The 20,125-nt window shown below is 44.2% G+C and carries 19 protein-coding genes and 1 other annotated feature; of the genes, 16 read left to right on the top strand and 3 right to left on the bottom strand.

Annotated features, from left to right (window positions below; translation table 11 throughout):
* Positions 1-130: 130 nt before the first annotated feature.
* The 13 genes from AAH944_RS02755 to AAH944_RS02815 all read left to right on the top strand — a co-directional run bounded on the left by AAH944_RS02755 (position 131) and on the right by AAH944_RS02815 (position 12,552).
* The gene (locus tag AAH944_RS02755) at positions 131-592 is read left to right on the top strand and encodes a MarR family winged helix-turn-helix transcriptional regulator (RefSeq protein WP_415536274.1); all 462 of its coding nucleotides are present in this window, start codon (positions 131-133) and stop codon (positions 590-592) included.
* A gap of 300 nt (positions 593-892) precedes the next feature.
* Positions 893-1,708: an ATP-dependent sacrificial sulfur transferase LarE gene (gene larE, locus AAH944_RS02760; protein WP_415536276.1), complete on the top strand. Its 816-nt coding sequence runs from the start codon at positions 893-895 to the stop codon at positions 1,706-1,708.
* A gap of 51 nt (positions 1,709-1,759) precedes the next feature.
* Complete coding sequence (locus tag AAH944_RS02765; protein ID WP_415536278.1) at positions 1,760-2,689, top strand: serine O-acetyltransferase; 930 nt, start codon at positions 1,760-1,762, stop codon at positions 2,687-2,689.
* 129 nt (positions 2,690-2,818) lie between these two features.
* Entirely contained in the window at positions 2,819-3,268 is a 450-nt protein-coding gene (locus tag AAH944_RS02770; RefSeq protein WP_019226001.1) for an RrF2 family transcriptional regulator, read from the top strand.
* Between the two features lie 233 nt (positions 3,269-3,501).
* Positions 3,502-4,431 (top strand): cysteine synthase A, encoded by a 930-nt coding sequence (gene cysK / locus AAH944_RS02775; protein WP_415536280.1) that lies wholly within the window; start codon positions 3,502-3,504, stop codon positions 4,429-4,431.
* A 43-nt stretch (positions 4,432-4,474) separates the two neighbouring features.
* The gene (pdxS, locus tag AAH944_RS02780) at positions 4,475-5,365 is read left to right on the top strand and encodes a pyridoxal 5'-phosphate synthase lyase subunit PdxS (protein ID WP_415536282.1); all 891 of its coding nucleotides are present in this window, start codon (positions 4,475-4,477) and stop codon (positions 5,363-5,365) included.
* Between the two features lie 61 nt (positions 5,366-5,426).
* Complete coding sequence (locus tag AAH944_RS02785; protein ID WP_415536284.1) at positions 5,427-6,710, top strand: homocysteine synthase; 1,284 nt, start codon at positions 5,427-5,429, stop codon at positions 6,708-6,710.
* A 54-nt stretch (positions 6,711-6,764) separates the two neighbouring features.
* A complete protein-coding gene (gene mnmA, locus AAH944_RS02790) occupies positions 6,765-7,859 on the top strand; it encodes a tRNA 2-thiouridine(34) synthase MnmA (protein WP_415536285.1) in 1,095 nt (364 codons plus the stop codon).
* 629 nt (positions 7,860-8,488) lie between these two features.
* The gene (locus AAH944_RS02795) at positions 8,489-9,688 is read left to right on the top strand and encodes a saccharopine dehydrogenase family protein (protein ID WP_415536287.1); all 1,200 of its coding nucleotides are present in this window, start codon (positions 8,489-8,491) and stop codon (positions 9,686-9,688) included.
* 14 nt (positions 9,689-9,702) lie between these two features.
* On the top strand, positions 9,703-10,896 hold the full coding sequence (gene nspC / locus AAH944_RS02800) for a carboxynorspermidine decarboxylase (protein ID WP_415536289.1): 1,194 nt from the start codon (positions 9,703-9,705) through the stop codon (positions 10,894-10,896).
* 104 nt (positions 10,897-11,000) lie between these two features.
* The gene (gene metA / locus AAH944_RS02805) at positions 11,001-11,933 is read left to right on the top strand and encodes a homoserine O-acetyltransferase MetA (protein ID WP_415536291.1); all 933 of its coding nucleotides are present in this window, start codon (positions 11,001-11,003) and stop codon (positions 11,931-11,933) included.
* A gap of 68 nt (positions 11,934-12,001) precedes the next feature.
* Positions 12,002-12,262: a GIY-YIG nuclease family protein gene (locus tag AAH944_RS02810; RefSeq protein ID WP_026156209.1), complete on the top strand. Its 261-nt coding sequence runs from the start codon at positions 12,002-12,004 to the stop codon at positions 12,260-12,262.
* 122 nt (positions 12,263-12,384) lie between these two features.
* Positions 12,385-12,552 (top strand): DUF1540 domain-containing protein, encoded by a 168-nt coding sequence (locus AAH944_RS02815; RefSeq protein ID WP_415536293.1) that lies wholly within the window; start codon positions 12,385-12,387, stop codon positions 12,550-12,552.
* A gap of 100 nt (positions 12,553-12,652) precedes the next feature.
* On the opposite strand, the gene AAH944_RS02820 is transcribed toward AAH944_RS02815, so the two are convergent.
* Entirely contained in the window at positions 12,653-12,967 is a 315-nt protein-coding gene (locus AAH944_RS02820) for a hypothetical protein (RefSeq protein WP_415536295.1), read from the bottom strand.
* 192 nt (positions 12,968-13,159) lie between these two features.
* Entirely contained in the window at positions 13,160-14,989 is a 1,830-nt protein-coding gene (typA, locus tag AAH944_RS02825; RefSeq protein WP_415536297.1) for a translational GTPase TypA, read from the bottom strand.
* Between the two features lie 353 nt (positions 14,990-15,342).
* On the opposite strand from typA, the gene AAH944_RS02830 reads away from it, so the two are divergent.
* The 3 genes from AAH944_RS02830 (at position 15,343) to AAH944_RS02840 (ending at position 19,096) form a co-directional block, all read left to right on the top strand.
* A complete protein-coding gene (locus AAH944_RS02830) occupies positions 15,343-16,047 on the top strand; it encodes a CHAP domain-containing protein (protein WP_415536299.1) in 705 nt (234 codons plus the stop codon).
* Between the two features lie 296 nt (positions 16,048-16,343).
* Entirely contained in the window at positions 16,344-16,985 is a 642-nt protein-coding gene (uppS, locus tag AAH944_RS02835; protein WP_015043787.1) for a polyprenyl diphosphate synthase, read from the top strand.
* Positions 16,986-17,098: 113 nt separating this feature from the next.
* Positions 17,099-17,360: a binding site (T-box leader), on the top strand.
* Positions 17,361-17,602: 242 nt separating this feature from the next.
* Positions 17,603-19,096 carry a 2-isopropylmalate synthase gene (locus AAH944_RS02840; RefSeq protein WP_415536301.1) on the top strand — a complete coding sequence of 498 codons (1,494 nt, stop codon included), beginning with the start codon at positions 17,603-17,605 and terminating at the stop codon, positions 19,094-19,096.
* Between the two features lie 53 nt (positions 19,097-19,149).
* Here AAH944_RS02840 and speD read toward each other — a convergent pair whose 3' ends face one another.
* Entirely contained in the window at positions 19,150-19,965 is an 816-nt protein-coding gene (speD, locus tag AAH944_RS02845) for an adenosylmethionine decarboxylase (protein WP_415536303.1), read from the bottom strand.
* Between the last annotated feature and the right edge of the window lie 160 nt (positions 19,966-20,125).

Below are 20,125 nucleotides of genomic sequence, written 5' to 3' on the forward strand. Positions count from 1 at the left end.
CATATTTTGTTTCATTTTGGTAAAAATATTTCTAGTTGGCTAAATAAACGTAATAATTATGAAAGAGAGGGAAAGTAATTATTGACAATTCAGATAAAGTAGTTGTATCATACAACTAAGGAGAGGCGCGATGAAAAATAACAGAGAGCTTTTATGTTTACTAGCTGAATTGACAAAAGCCTCGAGATGTTGCCAGCAGGATGCAATCCTAGGAGGATCTATTACTTTTACCCAATTTTACATACTTGATCTGGTTGGCAAATACGGAATACTGCAGCTTTCAGATTTACACTCTCTGCTTAAAGTGGAAAAAAGTACCTCGACCAGACTGATTGAGCCTCTTGTTCTACAGGGTCTAATTATCAAGGAAAGATCAGAAATTGACTGCAGAGCGATTAATCTAATTCTGACTGACAAAGGTCAGCAGATAAAGACGAATGTATGGGAACATGTTGATATTTTCCTGGGAAAACTGTCGGCAGAAATTCCTGAAGACCAACAAGAAGCGGTTTATGAAAATACCTGGTTGTTTCTCAAAGCTGTGAAAAGCGTTCTCAATCAAAATTGTTGTGAATATCATAAAATGCAATAGTTCGCAGTTTGTTCCCAGTGAGAGGAGGTGTACACAAATGTTTACAAAACATTGGATGCTGCGTGAAACCGCTCATTGTAAAGAAGGCTGTATAATTCAGTCCTGGGGAAGACGGTAAACTCCCTGAAAGAGCTCGTTAAAATGCGGGCTCTTTTTCAAAAGCATCTAACTTATAATAAAATGAGCTTTATCCTATTAAGACTATAGAAATTATGGTATATTAGATAAATACGATAATTGGTTCTGCGGGATGGACTTAATTCCGCGTCAAAAATTATAAGCTGGAAAGAGGCAAGCGTATTGCACTATCGTGATAAACTTATAACACTCCAAGGAAACCTGGAGAAAATGAGCAAGATCATGATTGCATTTTCAGGAGGAGTGGACAGTACTTTCTTAGTTAAAGTTGCCGGAGTTGTATTGGGCAAAAACGTAATTGCTGTTACGGCAAAATCAGCTACATTTCCGGAGAGGGAACTTCAGGAGGCTGTTCAATTTTGCCGGCAGGAAGAGATCAGCCATCTAATTATAGAGTCCGAGGAATTGGATGATCCTGAGTTCGGCAAAAATCCTTTTAACCGCTGTTATCTTTGTAAAAAACAATTGTTCAGCAAAATATTGAGCATTGCGGCTGACTACGGTATGGAATCTGTCGTAGAAGGCTCCAATGTGGATGATTTAAGCGATTATCGTCCTGGAAGACAGGCTTTAGAAGAACTAGGGATACAAAGTCCGCTGCTTCAGGCAGGGTTGACAAAAGAAGAAATCCGCCTTCTTTCGAAAGAACATGGGTTGACGACCTGGGATAAACCCTCATTTGCCTGCTTGTCTTCCAGGATTCCCTATGGCGAAGAGATAAATGAAAAGAAACTACAGATGATTGATTTTGCAGAACAATTTTTACTCGATTTGGGTTTCCGTCAAGTTCGGGTACGGTACCATGGTGATATTGCCCGCATAGAGGTATTGCCGCAGGAGAATAATCTTATCATACGACAGGACATAGCTCAGAAGATCTATAAGAAATTTACAGATATTGGCTTTGCTTATACGGCACTTGACCTTAAGGGCTACCGCAGCGGCAGTATGAATGAAAAGATCAATACGAATAGTTGATAAACGAAAGTATCCGAGGTGATTATTATGGTGGAAAAAGCCAATATGCAAATGAATCAACTTGTTTCGAATATTGTTTCAAGCTATCAGGAACAGCCCAATTCTTACACTCAGCTGTCCTGCCAGCTTCCAAACCGGGATGTCATCATCGAGATTATTCACCTCTTGCGGCAGCTTTTATTTCCGGGGTATTTTGGCAAGCAAAACCTGAATGAAAGCACCTTGGAATATCATGTTGGGAACCTGTTGATCGAGATCTATGAAAAATTGAGCCAGCAGGTAAGCTGTGCGCTCAAGCATCAACACGGCAATAACGCATCTTGTGATGATATAGAAATCAGTGAAAAAGCAGAAAAGATATGTTGGCACTTTTTAAGCAAGATTCCGGAAATAAGGGAATATCTAGCACTGGATGTACAGGCTGCTTTTGACGGGGATCCGGCAGCTGATGACAAAGCGCTTGTGATCTTCGCATATCCGGGCCTTTTGGCAGTCAGTATTTACCGGCTCGCGCATGAGCTTTACCTGCTCTCTGTTCCGTTGATCCCGAGGATCATGACTGAATTTGCTCATAACGAGACTGGAATTGATATTCACGCAGGGGCCAAAATCGGCAAATATTTCTTCATAGACCATGGTACGGGTGTCGTTATTGGCGAAACTACGATTATTGGCGATAAAGTTAAGATTTATCAGGGTGTAACGCTGGGAGCCCTATCCACTAGAGGCGGACAAAGCCTTCGCAGCCAAAAGCGTCATCCAACAATTGAGGATGATGTGACTGTCTATTCCGGAGCCTCAATATTTGGCGGGGAAACGATTATCGGAAAAGGTTCGGTCATTGGCAGTAATGTGTTTATTACCCAATCTGTCCCGCCTGGAACCAGGGTAATGATTAAAAATCCGGATCTGATCTTTAAGGGGCAGGAAATGCAAAAAGATAAGAAGGAACTGACAAACGAACTGGACCTGGAAACTTAAAAATAGCTAAAGGGCACTGGCTGAGTGCAATTTATACGATTGTAAGGCATATAAAACTATAGATATTAGGGATTATGAGTTAGATTATTAACGAAGCGATAAAATCTGAAGAAAGGAAAGAGGGTCGACTTGAAAATATCAACAAAAGGAAGATATGGTTTACGTGCGATTCTTGACGTGGCCCTGAATGAGCACGCAGGACCGGTAACCATTCATAGTATTTCCGAGCGCCAGGATTTATCTGAACGCTATTTGGAACAGCTGCTCATTACACTGAAACAGAACGCGCTCATCAAAAGCATCCGCGGATTCCAGGGAGGATATATTTTAGGCAGAGAGCCTGAAAGTATTACGGTCGGTGATACGATCAGAGCACTGGAAGGCCCGATATCTCCCGTCGACTGCGTCAATGACAATAATCCGGGTGCCTGTTCCAGAGCTGAATTGTGCGTAACCAAAATGGTATGGGACGATCTGAAAAATGCAATGGTAAAGGTACTGGATTCTTATACTTTGGCGGACCTGATGGAGGAATATAAAAAAATGAACAATAATTCCTTTGACAATTATTGCATTTAATACTGTGTATTTTAATCTTGCCCCATGGTTGTTTGGAAAAACCATGGGGTTTTTTATATGCCCGTTACCTGGCAGCATAAGGTCAATTTTTCTCTATGGAAAACTATAAAGTCCATAGGAATAACAGATAAATTAGTCAGAATAGTATTGACAAATGCTTAAAACCCTACTACTATATCTTTAAACACTACAAAAACTATAGACATTATGATATTTAGAAGGGGCGTGTTTAGATGAGTAAAATCTATGAAGAGTTAACAGACTTAATTGGTGGTACTCCATTGGTAAAATTAAATAAAATAACGGTGGGGATAAAATCGGAGATTGTGGCTAAGCTGGAATCCTTCAACCCAGGTGGAAGCGTCAAAGACAGAATTGCCCTGAATATGATCAAAACGGCTGAGGGAAAAGGGCTGATTAATAAAGATTCGGTGATCATTGAACCAACGAGTGGAAACACTGGAATTGGACTGGCCTTTGTTACAGCAGCCAGAGGATACCGATTAATTCTGACGATGCCGGATACAATGAGTGTTGAAAGACGTAGCTTGCTTAAAGCTTATGGCGCTGAACTTGTATTGACCCCTGGGGCTGATGGAATGAACGGGGCTATAAAAAAAGCGCTGGAGCTGGCGGAGGAGATGCCAAATTCTTTTATCCCCCAACAGTTCGAAAATCCAGCCAATCCGGAAATTCACCGTAACACAACCGCTGAAGAGATTTGGAGTGATACAGACGGGAAGGTCGATATTATTGTAGGCGGCGTAGGAACAGGCGGGACGATTACAGGGGTTGGTGAAATTCTTAAATCACGGAAACCTGATGTTAAAATCATTGCGGTGGAACCGAATGATTCTCCTGTTTTGTCCGGTGGGAAGCCTGGACCGCACAAGATTCAGGGAATTGGGGCAGGGTTTATTCCACAAGTCCTTAATCTAAAGCTTGTCGATGAAATTTATAAAGTAACGAATGATCAGGCTTTTGAAACAGGGCGCAGACTGGCCAGGGAGGAAGGGCTCCTGGTGGGGATCTCATCCGGTGCCGCAGTCTATGTAGCCCTGGAGGTTGCTAAACGTCCGGAAAATGAAGGAAAAAGGATTGTTGTTGTCCTTCCTGACACCGGTGAACGTTACCTGAGCACGCTAATGTTTCAGGAGAGTTAAGTGCAGTCGAAATAAGAAATATTTAATCAATACGGAGGCCATGATGAGCAAGACAGAAAAAGGAACATGGAAACTGAAAACAGGATTAGCGGAGATGCTGAAAGGCGGAGTGATCATGGATGTGACAACTCCGGATCAGGCCAAGATTGCTGAAGAAGCAGGCGCATGCGCAGTTATGGCCTTGGAACGCGTTCCGGCAGATATCCGGGCAGCCGGAGGGGTGGCCCGAATGGCTGATCCAACAATCATTCTAAAGATTATGGAAGCGGTTACGATTCCGGTTATGGCCAAAGCGAGGATTGGGCATTTTGTTGAGGCACAGGCGTTGGAAAGCCTGGGCGTAGACTATATCGACGAGAGTGAAGTCCTTACCCCGGCGGATGATCTTTATCACATTGATAAGCAGGCCTTTGCAGTACCTTTCGTATGCGGAGCCCGCAATCTTGGAGAGGCTTTGCGCCGGATCGGAGAAGGAGCAGCGATGATCAGGACTAAAGGAGAGCCAGGAACGGGGAATATTGTTGAGGCAGTAAGGCATATGCGGACGGTACTGAGTGAAATCAGAAGACTGAAAACAATGCCGAAAGAAGAGGTGATGACTGCGGCCAAAGAGATGGGAGCACCTTATGACCTAGTGTTGTCCGTCGCCAAAAACGGGAAGCTGCCAGTAGTGAATTTTGCCGCAGGCGGAATTGCAACCCCAGCGGATGCCGCTTTGATGATGCAGTTGGGTGTAGATGGGGTCTTCGTAGGCTCCGGAATCTTCAAGTCATCGAATCCGAGGGCACGGGCTAAGGCCATTGTTCTGGCAACAACCCACTATAACGAGCCTGAGGTCTTAACCGAAGTATCCCGGAATTTAGGTGAAGCGATGCCGGGATTGGAGATTTCTTTAATCAATGCCAGTGAACGAATGCAGGAACGCGGCTGGTGATATTAAGTTTAAAACATAAATTAAGAAAATAATTATAAAAACATAATGAGGAGATGTTGATATGAACAAAGGAAATTGGAAATTTGATACATTGCAGATCCATGCCGGACAGGTCCCTGATCCGACTACCGGATCCAGAGCCGTCCCGATTTATCAGACCACATCGTATGTATTTAACGATGCCAAGCATGCCGCTGATTTGTTTTCTCTGGCAGAACCCGGCAACATTTATACCCGGATTATGAACCCGACCTCCGATGTTCTGGAACAGAGAATCGCTGCGCTTGAAGGCGGTGTTGGGGCGCTTGCCGTAGGGTCAGGTTCGGCTGCCATCACCTATTCCATTCTAAACATTGCCGGGGCTGGAGATGAGATTGTCGCTGCCAGCACGCTGTATGGCGGAACACATAATCTTTTCGCAATTACGCTTCCGAAGCTGGGGATTAAGACCCATTTTGTGAACCCCGATGATCCCGCAAATTTTAAGAAAGCAATCACAGAGAAGACCAAAGCCATCTATGTAGAATCGATCGGTAATCCAGGGATCAATATCGTCGATATTGAAGCCGTTGCCAAAGTGGCACACGATAACGGGATACCGCTTATTATTGACAATACGTTTGCAACGCCTTATCTTCTGAAACCTATTGAATACGGAGCAGATATTGTGGTCCATTCGGCAACCAAGTTTATTGGCGGTCATGGTACCTCCATCGGCGGGCTGATCATTGACGGCGGAAAATTTGACTGGGCTGCAAGCGGCAAGTTTCCTGGATTTACAGAGCCGGATCAGAGTTATCACGGACTGGTCTATGCAACATTGGGTGCACCAGCCTATATTCTGAAAGCCAGAGTGCAGCTCTTGAGAGATACCGGTGCGGCCCTGAGCCCGTTTAATTCTTTCCTGTTTATTCAGGGCCTTGAAACACTGTCTTTACGTGTCAAACAGCACGTGGCAAATACCTGGAAGGTTGTTGATTATTTAAAAAACCATTCCAAGGTTTCGTGGGTGAATTATCCAGGTTTAAAAGAAAATAAATACTTTGATTTATCGTTAAAATATTTTCCACAAGGCCCTGGATCGATATTTACGTTCGGCATTAAAGGCGGTGCGGAAGCGGGAGTTAAACTGATCAATAATCTTGAATTATTTTCTCTGCTTGCCAATGTGGCGGATGCCAAGTCCCTCGTGATTCATCCTGCCAGCACAACGCATGCCCAACTCTCCGAGGAAGAACAGCTGGCTGCAGGGGTATCACCCGACATGATTCGGTTATCGATTGGGATCGAAGATGCTGATGACATCATTGCTGATTTAGAACAGGCTTTTTCCAAGATAGACTAATCAGTGAATTTAAAATAAAAGTTTTGAGAAGAATAACAACGACAGGAGAATGTTATGAAGAAAACTGTGGTTGTTGCCATGAGCGGCGGAGTGGACAGCTCCGTCGCCGCTTTGTTGTTAAAACGGGAGGGCTATCGTGTTATCGGTGTCACCATGCAGATCTGGCCGCAATCCGAGGACAAGGCCAAAGCATGCTGCAGTCTGGAGGCAGTTAACGATGCCCGCAGGGTAGCCTGGAAGCTTGAAATTCCGTATTACGTGATGAATTTCAGGCAGGAGTTTGAAGACAAGGTGATTGACCATTTCTGCAATGAATACCTCCAGGGCAGAACGCCCAACCCATGCATCGAATGCAACAGGCATTTAAAATTTGATGCTTTGCTGCAGAAAGCCCGTGGTCTGGGTGCAGATTTCATTGCAACCGGTCACTATGTAAGGAAAGAATACGATGACAAAACACAGCAGTGGGTGTTAAAAACCGGGATCGACGAAACGAAAGACCAGAGCTATGCACTCTACCATCTGACCCAGGATCAGCTTACCCATACACTTTTTCCGCTGGGAAAATACCGCAAAGCGGATGTCAGGCAGATTGCCGGCAGGGAAGGACTTGCTGTCGCGCAAAAAGCGGAAAGCCAGGATATCTGTTTTGTTGAAGGGACAGCGGGGGATTTTATTGAGATGTACCGTCAACTTCAGGATATTGGACAAGGCAATATTATTGATGCTGAGGGGAATTTGATTGGGCAGCATAAAGGGATTTACCACTATACGGTCGGACAGCATAAGGGACTCGGACTCGCCCTCGGTTTCCCTGTTTACGTGACAGCGATCAATGCTGAAACCAATACAGTCCGGGTCGGAAGAAAAGAAGAACTATTCAGCTCAGGTCTGCTTGCAGAAAATGTGCATTTGATTTCTTCTGTGTCTCCTGAACTCCTACAAAACATATTGGTTAAGATCAGATACAATGCACCAAAAGTCTCTGCAGCGGTCAATTTGTTGCACGATGGAACAGCCGAGGTGGCCTTCACAGAAAAACAGCGAGCGGTAACTCCCGGGCAGGCTGTCGTGCTTTACGACGGAGATCATGTCCTGGGCGGCGGTGCGATCCGATCAGCTTTACAATCCAAAGGTTTTACGCTATGAGAGAAGTACGTGAAATTCAAAAGTAAGATCTTAAAAGAAAACAATGAAAAAAATGAAGCTTATCAAAACTAATTTATAAAAACTATTGAAATATCTCGAAATATTAGATATAATTTCAGTTGCGAAAAGAGGCAGTAGAGCCTTTTCAGCAAAGAATTTTTTGACCGTTCTCTGCAGAAGCTATAGAGGACCAAGGCCATACGGACAGCCGGGTCAAAAGCCGAAGTTGGCAACTTTGTTGCCTTATTGATTGAGCCGGGGCGGCTCGAAGCGTTATGAGTTGGCTAATTCATAGCCGTGTGCAAATCCGCTGCACATCACACTTATGAAACGATCAATAAGAGTAGTAAAAGTAATTCCTTGCTATATAGACTCTGAAACCTCGAAAGCTGAATAAATAACTCTAAATGGAAAGGGCCTTCGCCCTTGACGTAAATAGAGCCAAATAAACAAGTTTTTCATGATCGTCGCGCTTAGGTGTGGTGTACTGCCCTGTTTTGCAGTACCGCCTCCTTAAGTGTTTTTTATTTGTCAAAATGTCTGCGAAGTTTTATGTTTCATGATCAGTAGAGGGATGAAAGTCAGGAACTTACAGCAAAAATTATTTCAGCGATTGGAGGAAAATGATTATGGGAAAAGTACTCGTTATCGGCTGCGGCGGCGTCGCCGGTGTGGCAATTCACAAGATCTGTCAGAATTCAGAGGTATTCGGAGAATTGTGTATTGCCAGCCGTACGAAATTGAAATGTGATGCTTTAGCGGAAAAACTGGGCGGAGGTAAAACCAAAATTACAACAGCCCAGGTAGATGCTGACAACGTGGAAGAACTGATCGCACTGATCAACAAAGAGAAGCCTGACGTTGTACTGAATCTGGCTTTGCCGTATCAGGACCTGCATATTATGGATGCCTGTCTGGCCACAAAGACCAGTTATGTTGATACCGCCAATTATGAGCCTGAGGATACTGCTCATTTTGAATACAAGTGGCAGTGGGAATACCGGGAGAAATTCAAAGAAGCAGGAATTACCGCGCTGCTCGGTTCAGGTTTTGACCCGGGGGTCACCAGTGTATTCAGTGCGTACGCATTAAAGCACCACTTTGATGAGATACATGAAATTGATATTTTGGATTGCAATGGCGGCGACCACGGTTATCCGTTTGCGACGAACTTTAACCCTGAGATTAATATCCGCGAAGTCACGGCCAAAGGCAGCTATTGGGAAAATGGCCACTGGGTGGAGACTGAGCCGATGGAGATCAAAAGGGAGTACAATTTCAAGGGTGTTGGTGTCAAGGATATGTACCTGCTGCACCACGAGGAATTGGAAAGCCTGGCGCTGAATATTAAAGGCATTAAACGCATTCGTTTCTTTATGACTTTCGGACAAAGCTACCTGACACATCTGAAATGTCTCGAGAACGTTGGTATGACGAGCATTGAGCCTATTAATTATAATGGAATGGAAATCATCCCTTTGCAGTTCTTAAAAGCTGTCCTGCCGGATCCGGCTTCCCTTGGCCCGCGTACCAAGGGCAAAACCAATATTGGATGCATTTTCAAGGGAATTAAAGACGGCAAGGAAAAAACCTACTATCTGTATAACATCTGCGATCATGAGGAGTGCTATCGCGAAGTAGGAAGCCAAGCCATCAGCTATACCACCGGCGTACCGGCGATGATCGGGGCGATGCTGGTTATGAACGGTACCTGGGCGAAACCTGGTGTTTATAATATGGAAGAGTTTGATCCCGATCCTTTTATGGAAGCACTCAATAAGTGGGGGCTGCCCTGGGAACAGGACTTCAATCCGGCGCTGGTACGCTGATGGGAAACGCAATAATGGACCTGTACGCAAGAGAACAGAATACTGAGGAACTGAAGGCTGTAGAAACAGAAAATGCAGAAAACTGGTTTGACTGTGTTCTGACTCCGAGCTATGTGGTTGATGAGAATCTGTTAATCTCAAATTTAAAAATTTTACAAGGCATTCAGGAACAGAGCGGAGCAAAAATTCTGCTCGCCCAGAAGGCATTTTCAATGTTCCGGGTATACCCTTTGATTGCCCAATATTTGTGCGGAACAACAGCCAGCGGTGTATACGAGGCGAAGCTTGGCCGCGAAAAATTTGGCAAAGAAGTGCATATTTTCAGTCCGGCTTACAGGGAGGATGAATTCGATGAGATCCTGACTGTATCCGATCATATCATATTTAATAGCTTTTCTCAGTGGGATAAGTTTGGTAAGCGGGCGCTTGCCGCAGGGGCAGAATGCGGCCTGCGGATCAACCCGGAATGTTCCACCCAGGAAGGTCATGGCATGTATGATCCGTGTGGACCCTATTCCAGACTCGGTGTGACCAGGGCAAACTTGAAGCAGGATTGGCTCCAAGGCCTTTCCGGACTGCATCTGCATACGCTGTGCGAACAAAATGCCGATGCGCTGGTGACAACGGTCGAAGCCTTTGAGGAGTCGTTCGGTCAGTTCTTGCCTGGGATGAAATGGCTGAACCTTGGTGGCGGGCACCACATTACACGTGAAGATTACGATCGGGAGCTTCTGATTCGAACCATCAAGCGTCTGCGGGAAACCTATGGCATTACCGTGTACCTGGAACCTGGCGAAGCGATCGCGCTAAATGCCGGTTTTTTGGTCTCATCCGTGCTGGATACGCTGCATAACGGTATGAACATTGCTATCCTGGATGCTTCAGCTGCCTGCCATATGCCGGATGTACTGGAAGTTCCGTACCGTCCCCGGATAATTGGCTCAGGGCAGCCCGGAGAAAAGAAAACTACGTACCGTCTTGGGGGGCCAACCTGCCTGGCCGGCGATATCATCGGCGATTATTCATTTGATCGGGCCTTAAATCCCGGAGACCGCCTGGTCTTCTGTGATATGGCGATTTACTCCATGGTCAAAAACAATACATTCAATGGGATACGGCTGCCGGATATTGTCCTGAACAAGGCTGACGGTACCCTTGAGACTGTCCGCAGCTTCGGCTATGAGGACTTCAAAAATCGCCTGTCTTAAAGCAAGCCAGTTGAAAATGTGGTATGATCATAAAAGATAGATTATACTGTTTTATTGGAGCATGCATTTGACCAAATACTTTTGACACTTGAGGAGGAAAGCGAATGCCGATCAAAATTCCGGACGATTTACCGGCAAAAGAAATCCTGGAGAATGAAAATATATTTATTATGGGCGAAAACCGGGCACAGCATCAGGATATTCGTCCTTTAAGAATAGCACTGCTTAATTTAATGCCTACCAAAATCGTTACCGAAACGCAGTATTTGCGCTTGATGAGCAACTCACCTCTGCAAATAGAGATAACACTGCTTTACACTTGGACGCATAAGCCTGCGAATACTTCGGAAGAACACTTAAGCAGGTTCTACAGTTCTTTTGATGAAGTGAAAGACCAAAAATTTGATGGTCTGATTATCACCGGTGCACCGGTCGAAAATCTGGAATTTGAAGATGTGGACTACTGGGATGAACTCAAACAGATCATGAAGTGGAGCCTTACCAACGTTTATTCAACCATACATGTCTGCTGGGGAGCCCAGGCTGGATTATATTATCATTACGGGATTCCGAAATATTCGCTTGACAGTAAAATGTTTGGGATATTCAGCCATAAAATTATTAATCATAACAACAACAATAATTTCCTGCGGGGGTTTGACGAAGTATTCAATGCACCGCATTCCCGCCATACGGAAATCAGTATAGAAGATATCGAGAAGCATCCGGAACTGGAAGTTTTGGCCACATCGGATGACGCCGGAGTTTATATGGTTGCCGGCAAGCATGGCAGGCATCTTTTTGTTACCGGCCATCCCGAGTATGATGCGTTTACGCTGAAAACCGAGTATGACCGGGATGTGAATAAAGGCCTGGATATCGCGGTTCCCAAAAATTACTTTCCTAATGATGACCCGAAGAAAATGCCTCAGGTTACCTGGAGAGGACATGCCAATTTATTGTTTTTAAACTGGCTGAACTATTATGTATATCAGCAGACACCTTTCGACCTTGGACAATTGGCTGAGTCAGACTGAGAGGTTGAATCAAGTTGGGTGACTGAGTATTTGTATTGATCACATGTATCGTTTTGGGGGCTTCTATATTGTTTTACGTTTATATTGTAGAATGCAAGGATGGAACATTGTACACAGGTTGGACTGTAGACATAGAAAAGAGGCTGACAGCCCATAACATGGGTAAGGGTGCTAAATATACCCGGTCGCGGTTTCCTGTTGTCCTCAAATACCTGGAACAGGTGTCATCCAAGCCGGAAGCATTCCAAAGGGAATACAGCATCAAACAATTAACCCGGGAACAAAAATATCAGCTGATTGCCCAAAGCAAGTCGGATCAAATAACCTGATGAATGTCAGGTTATTTTTTTACATAAAAATTAAACACAGAATTTACCTTTCCGGCCACAGAATATTTTCTTTTCAGCGGTCCATAATAAAACGAAAATATTAAAACGGAGGTATTTTTGCAATGAAAGCCAAGAAGATGCAAGGACCTAACACTGGAATCAGATGTGTGGTCAATACCTGTTATTATTATATGAATGGGGATCACTGCACAGCTGAAAAAATTGAAGTGCAGCCCCGGAATGCAGCTAACGCTGAACAGACTGACTGTGCGACCTTCATCAAAGAATAACAGGAAAAATGGAGGGGGATACGCTACTTTTGTCCCCCCTTTTTTCTATTCTTGTTACTTTTATTTCAATAATAATGATCCCTCTAATATTGATTACAGGCTACTGAAGTGGTATACCGGTATTCCGCTCATATCTTTGAATAAGCGGGTCAATGATTACGGCAGAGACAAGACCCAGATAAGCAGAGATAAAGCCGAAGCCCAGAAATGCAATAAGCTGCTGTAAGTTAAGCTGGAGCGAATGGTAATATAAGAAAATAGCTAAACCGCACCAGAAGCCTTGACAGAATGGACAGCCAAACAACTTGCAGAAAAAGTAGCCTTTCTGCTTAAGGGCATCTCTGATTTTTTTAAATAAGACAAAGTCAAATAGAAAAAAACGGAGGCTTAAAGCCAGCAGAAGCTCAAAAACCATTATAGATCACCTGATTTTATAAAATTTGTCCTTTTACATTCCATATTATGGTAAAGTAAAATAATATGTGCCTAGTTAATGATGACCAGGTTAAAAATCAAAAAACAAAAAAGCCTAATGCAAGAATCATCCGGAAAGGGATTTAGGATTCTCGATCAGGCTTTTTCGTTATCAGATGTTCTGATTTGAGGATTAGATTCCGCTCATATTTTTTTGTTTTTCATAACGGGTGCGGGTGTTTTTGTCTAAAAATCTTTTGCGCAGGCGAACGTTGATGGGTGTAATTTCTACATATTCATCATCATTGATATATTCTAGGGCTTCTTCCAGACCGAGCAATTTTGCCGGTTCCAGTCTCAGGCTTTCATCGGCTCCGCTGGAGCGCATGTTGGTCAACTGCTTTTTGCGGGCAATGTTAATATCAATATCCTGTTCGCGGTTGCTTTGGCCGACAATCATACCTTCATAGACTTTGGTTCCGGGATCAATAAACATTCTGCCGCGGTCCTGCAGCTGAAACAGTGCATAAGCGGTGGATTCTCCCGGATCTGAAGCGACCAGGACTCCCCGGTTGCGGCCTTGAATATCGCCCTTATACGGTTGATAGGAATGGAAGACATGAGCCATGATTCCCTCCCCGCGGGTTTCGGTCAGATAGTCCCCCCTGAAGCCGATCAATCCGCGTGCCGGAATCAAAAACTCCAGGCGTGTAACGCCACCGGACATGTTGACCATGTTCTGCATCTCAGCTTTACGGGTGCCAAGCATTTCAATCACGGTGCCGGTGCACGAATCAGGAATATCACAAGTCAGATGCTCAAATGGCTCGCATTTGACACCGTCAATCTCCTTCAGAATAACTTCCGGTTTCGAGACCATCAGTTCGAAGCCTTCTCTTCGCATATTTTCGATCAGGATGGACAGGTGCAGCTCTCCACGTCCTGATACTTGAAAACAGTCCATGTTTTCAGTTTCTTCCACGCGGAGACTAACATTTGTTTCAATCTCTTTAAACAGTCTTTCTCTGAGCTTGCGGGACGTGATATGTTTTCCTTCTGTTCCGGCAAAAGGACCGGTATTGACCATGAAAAGCATGGTCAGGGTAGGTTCGTCAATTTCAATCATCGGAAGAGGTTCCGGATTCAACGGATCAGCTATGGTTTCTCCGATATTGATATTGGGAATGCCGCTGATAGCTACGATGTCTCCGGCATTTGCTTCAAGTACATCAACCCGGCCTAAGTTCTGGAAGGTAAATACTTTACCGACTTTGACTTTTTCGATCGATCCGTCTCTCTTGATCACAGCGACTTGAGTATTAGCAGTCAGCTTGCCCCGGAAGACACGTCCGATTGCAATTTTGCCAAGGTAATCATTATAATCAAGTGTTGTTGCCAGCATTTGCAGCGGACTGTCGGGATCGCATTCTGGAGCAGGAATTTCTTTCAGAATCGTTTCGAATAACGGGACCAGATCTTCAGTCATTTCCCCGGGTTCATAACCGGCATTTCCCTGACGAGCTGAGGTATAAACAATTGGAAAATCAAGTTGTTCATCACTCGCGCCAAGCTGCATAAACAACTCCAGGACTTCATCGACAACTTCGTAGGGACGCGCTTCAGGCCGGTCGACTTTGTTAATGACGACGATGGGTTTCAAATCCAGTTCCAAAGCCTTACGAAGCACAAATTTGGTCTGAGGCATCGGGCCTTCAAACGCATCAACAACCAGAAGCACACCGTCGACCATTTTCAGGACGCGCTCGACTTCTCCACCAAAATCGGCATGTCCAGGGGTATCGACAATATTGATCTTGACACCCTGCCAGTTTACGGAAGTATTCTTAGCCAGAATGGTAATTCCGCGTTCCTTCTCCAGATCATTGGAGTCCATGACTCTTTCTTCGACTTGTTCATTGGAGCGAAACGCTCCGCTTTGTCTGAGCATGACATCGACAAGACTTGTCTTGCCATGATCGACGTGGGCAATAATTGCTAAATTTCTTAAATGGTCAGCGTACATTCAATTTCTCCTGTCGTAATCTAATTCTTTCTCCTTAACAAGTAAGAACATAAATAAGAATATTGGTATTTGCATATCGAAATCTTAAAGAAGTAATACTTGCCAATCGTCCTGCATATGAAGAGGACGTAACCTTTAATATTATAATACGTTTAAAGTTTTTTTCAAATTAATTTATTTTTCCCGATCATTTTTTGTTTTATTCTGGAATCAGGATCTGTCTATTTTTTATTGGAACTGTTTCAACATTATTCTACAATCGGCATGTTCGCGGTAAGGCTTGCGCAAATATGCGGAGAAATATATAATTTCATAGGGACGAGTATAAAACACATCATGAAGGAGCAGACCCGATGAGGAAATCCAGGCGAACCTATCGCAGACGAAACAAGACACCGTTGCTCGCCATCTTAATCATCGTATTTGCCTTAGCAATCGTAATGGTATCCAAAATAGTTTCCGGCAATGCAACCGATCATTCACAGACAGGCTCAAGCTACGGAGCTCAAACGGCGGATCATTCCAGTGAAGCAGCGGACACTGCGCGTCTAATCCGGCAAGCTGACGTTGCTGCCGGTACGAAAATCGATGAATATAAAGGTGTGCCAGTCTATTCCAATGGCGCGAATTATATGTCCAGCCACGGCTTAAGTTATAGTAAAGACGATTATTATTACGGCTACAAGTGGCAGTGTGTGGAATTCGTCAAACGATTCTATTATGAAATCTATCATCATGAGATGCCTGACGGCGCTGGAAACGCCAAATATTTCTTTAATCCGATGCTGGCGCAGGGCGAACTGAATGAACAGAGAGGCCTTGTTCAGTACGTTAACGGAGGGAATGAAAAACCCCGGGAAGGAGACTTGCTGGTCTTCGATGAGGGGTCTTACGGTCACGTTGCAATTATCTGCGGAGTAGACGACGACTGGATTGAAGTCATTCAGCAGAACTCAGAGGTTCCCAGGGAAAAATACAGTCTTGTTTACAAAGATGGTACCTATACGATATCCGGAGACAGAGATCCGGCCGGATGGCTCAGAGCTAGCAGCAGGTAAACCTGGCCATAACAGCAAAGATTTAAGAAATTGAGAAACCAGAAAAATATTAAGGCTGAAAATATTAAGGCTGAGCCGAGATGGAGAATTTCGACTCAGTCATTTTAGTATATCAAAAAGTAGAAATACTGATATATCTAAATGCAGCTATGGTTGACACCAAGGCGTGGCGTCAGCAAAGTTTTCTTTTTATTAGCTGAAAATAATTTGTAATAATCTACGATAATTGGAAACAATAATGGTAAACCTGTAGAGAATATCGAACATTATCGGCATAGTGTAAAGGAGTATCCAGAATGAGAATTCCCAATCATATTGGGGTTATCCCAGATGGCAACCGGCGATGGGCAGACAACAATGGATTACCAAAGGAGATGGGCTACCGGGAAGGTCTGGACCCAGGACTTAAACTTCTGAAATTATGCAGGGGAGCCGGCGTCAAAGAACTGACCTATTATGGTTTTACGGTGGATAATACCAAAAGACCAGCTACTCAGAAGAAAGCTTTTGTGCAGGCCTGCATTGATGCAATTGGTATGATTGCGAGCGAGGACGTGTCCTTGTTAGTGATTGGCGATACAGAATCTAAGATGTTCCCCAAAGCGCTGCTGCCATATACGCGTCGGACAAAGGTCGGCAAAGGCGGCATTAGAGTGAATTTTCTCGTCAATTACGGCTGGGAATGGGATCTGGGAAATCTTCGTACTGCCGAAAAAAATAAGAGAAAGGTTATTAAAGAGTTAAAATCAAATGATATTTCCAGAGTTGATTTGCTGATTCGCTGGGGAGGAAGACGCCGACTCAGCGGTTTCCTGCCTGCACAAAGTGTTTATGCGGATTTCTATGTACTCGATGATTACTGGCCTGATTTTAAGGAAGAGCATTTCTATGATGCTCTGAAGTGGTATAATACGCAGGATATTACTTTAGGCGGTTAGAAAAAGAATGTGAGTGGAGAATGCACAGTCTCGGTGAATAAAGGTATTAACAAGGTATTAACAAAGGTATTGACAAAGAAGTAATTGGACTGATATAGTGAATAGGAATATATGAAGAGATGATGACAGGGAATAATAAGTCCGGAGTGTTTGTGCAGAGAGCCGCAGGCTGGTGAAAAGCGGTCAAGACGAAAGACTGAACTCCCCCTTGAGTTGCCGGCTGAAACCATTCAGGTAGTAGGACCGGACGGAGTCTTCCGCCGTTAAAAGGAAGGGGATATCGGAAGATGATTTCATTGTTTTCCCGCATCCTGTCGAGTGAACGGCATATGCCGTTAACATGAGTGGTACCGCGAATTGGCCTTCGTCTCATTATTTGAGACGAAGGCTTTTTGACGTCCATGGATGGACTAATGTCGCGATTCCATGGAGGGAAAGGAGCGACAAGTCCATGGCTAGCTAATGTCGCGATTCCATGGAGGGAAAGGAGCGACAAGTCCATGGCTAGCTAATGTCGCAATTCCATGGAGGGAAAGAACCGACAAACCCACGGATGGACAAAAGTTGCAGTGTAAAGGATGGCAAGGGGCGGCGACGTTATAAGGAGGTAATGTTTTATGCGCAGATTATATTTGTTTGACACTACGTTAAGAGATGGTGAACAATCTCTCGGAATCACGTTAAATGTCCGGGAAAAACTAGAGATTGCCAAGCAGCTGGTTACACTCGGCGTAGACATTTTGGAGGCGGGCTTTCCGGCTTCATCTCCCGGGGACTTCGAATCTGTGAAAATCATTGGCAGGGAGGTTAAGGGGATCACAGTGTGTGGACTAACCCGTTGTGTGAAAAAAGATATTGACCTTTGTGCCGAGGCTCTCAAAGAAGCTGAGAACCCTAGAATTCATACCGGAATCGCTGTTTCCCCGATTCATATGGAGAAAAAACTCAGGCTAAAACCGGAACAGGTAATCCAAAAGGCTGAAGAAGCCGTCAGATATGCCAAAAAATATCTGAACGATGTCGAGTTTTATGCTGAAGACGCTTTTCGGAGTAATTATGATTTTCTGGCTAAGATATTTGAGCGCGTAATCGCAGCCGGAGCAACAGTCGTAAATATTCCGGATACTGTAGGATACGCGACTCCTTGGGAATTCGGCGAACTGGTCTCCTATATCAAAACCAATGTCCCTAATATTGACCGGGTGAAAATAAGTGTCCATTGTCATAATGATCTTGGAATGGCCACAGCAAACACCCTAGCCGGGGTTATGGCCGGGGCCGATCAAGTGGAAGGCACTATCAACGGGATAGGTGAAAGAGCCGGCAATACTGCTTTGGAAGAAGTTGTTATGGCGATGTATACCCAGAAAGATCGCTACGGCATCGATTTAGCTGTAAACACCCGGGAAATTGCCGCAACCAGTAGACTGGTTTCCTCAATCACAGGGGTCCCTGTACCGAGCCATAAGGCGATAGTCGGGACAAATGCGTTTATGCATGCTTCCGGTATTCATCAAGATGGCATCCTGAAAGAGAAACAGACCTATGAGATTATTGATCCGGAGACCATCGGCGTACCGAGGAACCAGATTGTCCTGAGTGCCAGATCAGGAAGGCATGCGCTGAAACACAGGCTGGAGGAACTCGGATATAAGCTGGAAGATAGCCAGATGAATACCCTTTACGAAGAATTTCTATTGCTGGCCGATAAGAAGCAAGAAATCTACGATGAAGATTTGCATATTCTGATGGGAACGGGTATACCTGAGCAAAACAGGATCAAGGTCAAGAATATATCCGTAGCTACATCAGGGAAACAGTCGGCCACCGCTGCGGTTACTTTGGAAATACAGGGTACGGAGATAACCGATGCGGCGATCGGAAATGGTCCTGTCGATGCGGTGTTTAAAGCAATTGACCGAATTACCGGTAACGAAGTCCGGCTCGAGGATTATAGTATCAAATCTGTGAGCCGCGGCAAAGAGGCGTTGGGGAATGCAACTGTTAAAATTTTTGCCGACGGAAATTATTATGTCGGCAAGGGAGTAAGTACCGACGTCATCGATGCTAGCGCCCTGGCCTATGCCGATGCAGTCTCCAAACTTAGCTGAGATGCAGAAAAAGATGCCTTACTGGCATCTTTTTTAATGACAACTAGTATGTCCTAGAAAACATTTCTTCCTGAGAAAATCTCCTGCATCTCATGTTTGATTCTTTGTTTGACCCTTCTTCTTTTGCTGGAGGATATCTCTTCCTTTTCAGCTCCGAACAAATAATGGTCAAGATCAAACTCTCTCAAAAGCATTTTGGTGTGGAAAATATTGTCCTGATAGACATTGACATCAATCAGCTGATATCTGTTTCTGGTCTCTTCCGAAATAAAATTCTGAATGGAATTGATCTTATGATCAATAAAATATTTTCGACCGTTGACATCCCGGGTAAAGCCCCGGACACGGTAATCGATAATCGCAATATCCGGTTCAAAACTCGTAATCAAGTAGTTTAAAGCCTTTAGCGGCGAGATCTGGCCGCAGGTGGAGACGTCAATATCGGCCCGGAACGTACTAATCCCCTTATCAGGGTGGTTTTCCGGATACGTATGCACCGTAATATGACTCTTATCCAGATGACCGACCAATGACTGCGAATCAGGACCCGGGGCCTCGTTTTCAAGAATTTCCATCGGTTCACGGATCATAATCTGGTTTTCAGCAACCAGCATGGTGACACTGGCGCCCTGAGGGTCGTAATCCTGATTGGCGATATTCAGAATATTGGCTTCAATGATCTCAGCGACAGAAGTTAGAATTTTAACCAGCCTGTCGGCATTGTATTCTTCATCAATGTACTCAATGTATTTCTTATGTTGATCCTGCGATAAAGCATAGCAGATATCATAGAAATTAAAGCTCAACGTTTTCGTCAGGTTGTTAAAGCCGTATAATTTTAGTTTTTTATTGATAGGTTTTATATTCATTTCCTGCACCTGTGCCAAATATTATTTTTTAAGCCTTTTTCTCTCAAGTTACTACTTTATTATACATATTTTTTAGCTTTTTCTATAGACAGTTCGAATATTTTTTGAACAAATTTTTAAACAAATCTTTTAAAAACAAGACGAAAATGGTGATAATATT

Source organism: Dehalobacter sp. CP (assembly GCF_047652685.1).
In the GTDB taxonomy this organism is placed as follows: domain Bacteria; phylum Bacillota; class Desulfitobacteriia; order Desulfitobacteriales; family Syntrophobotulaceae; genus Dehalobacter.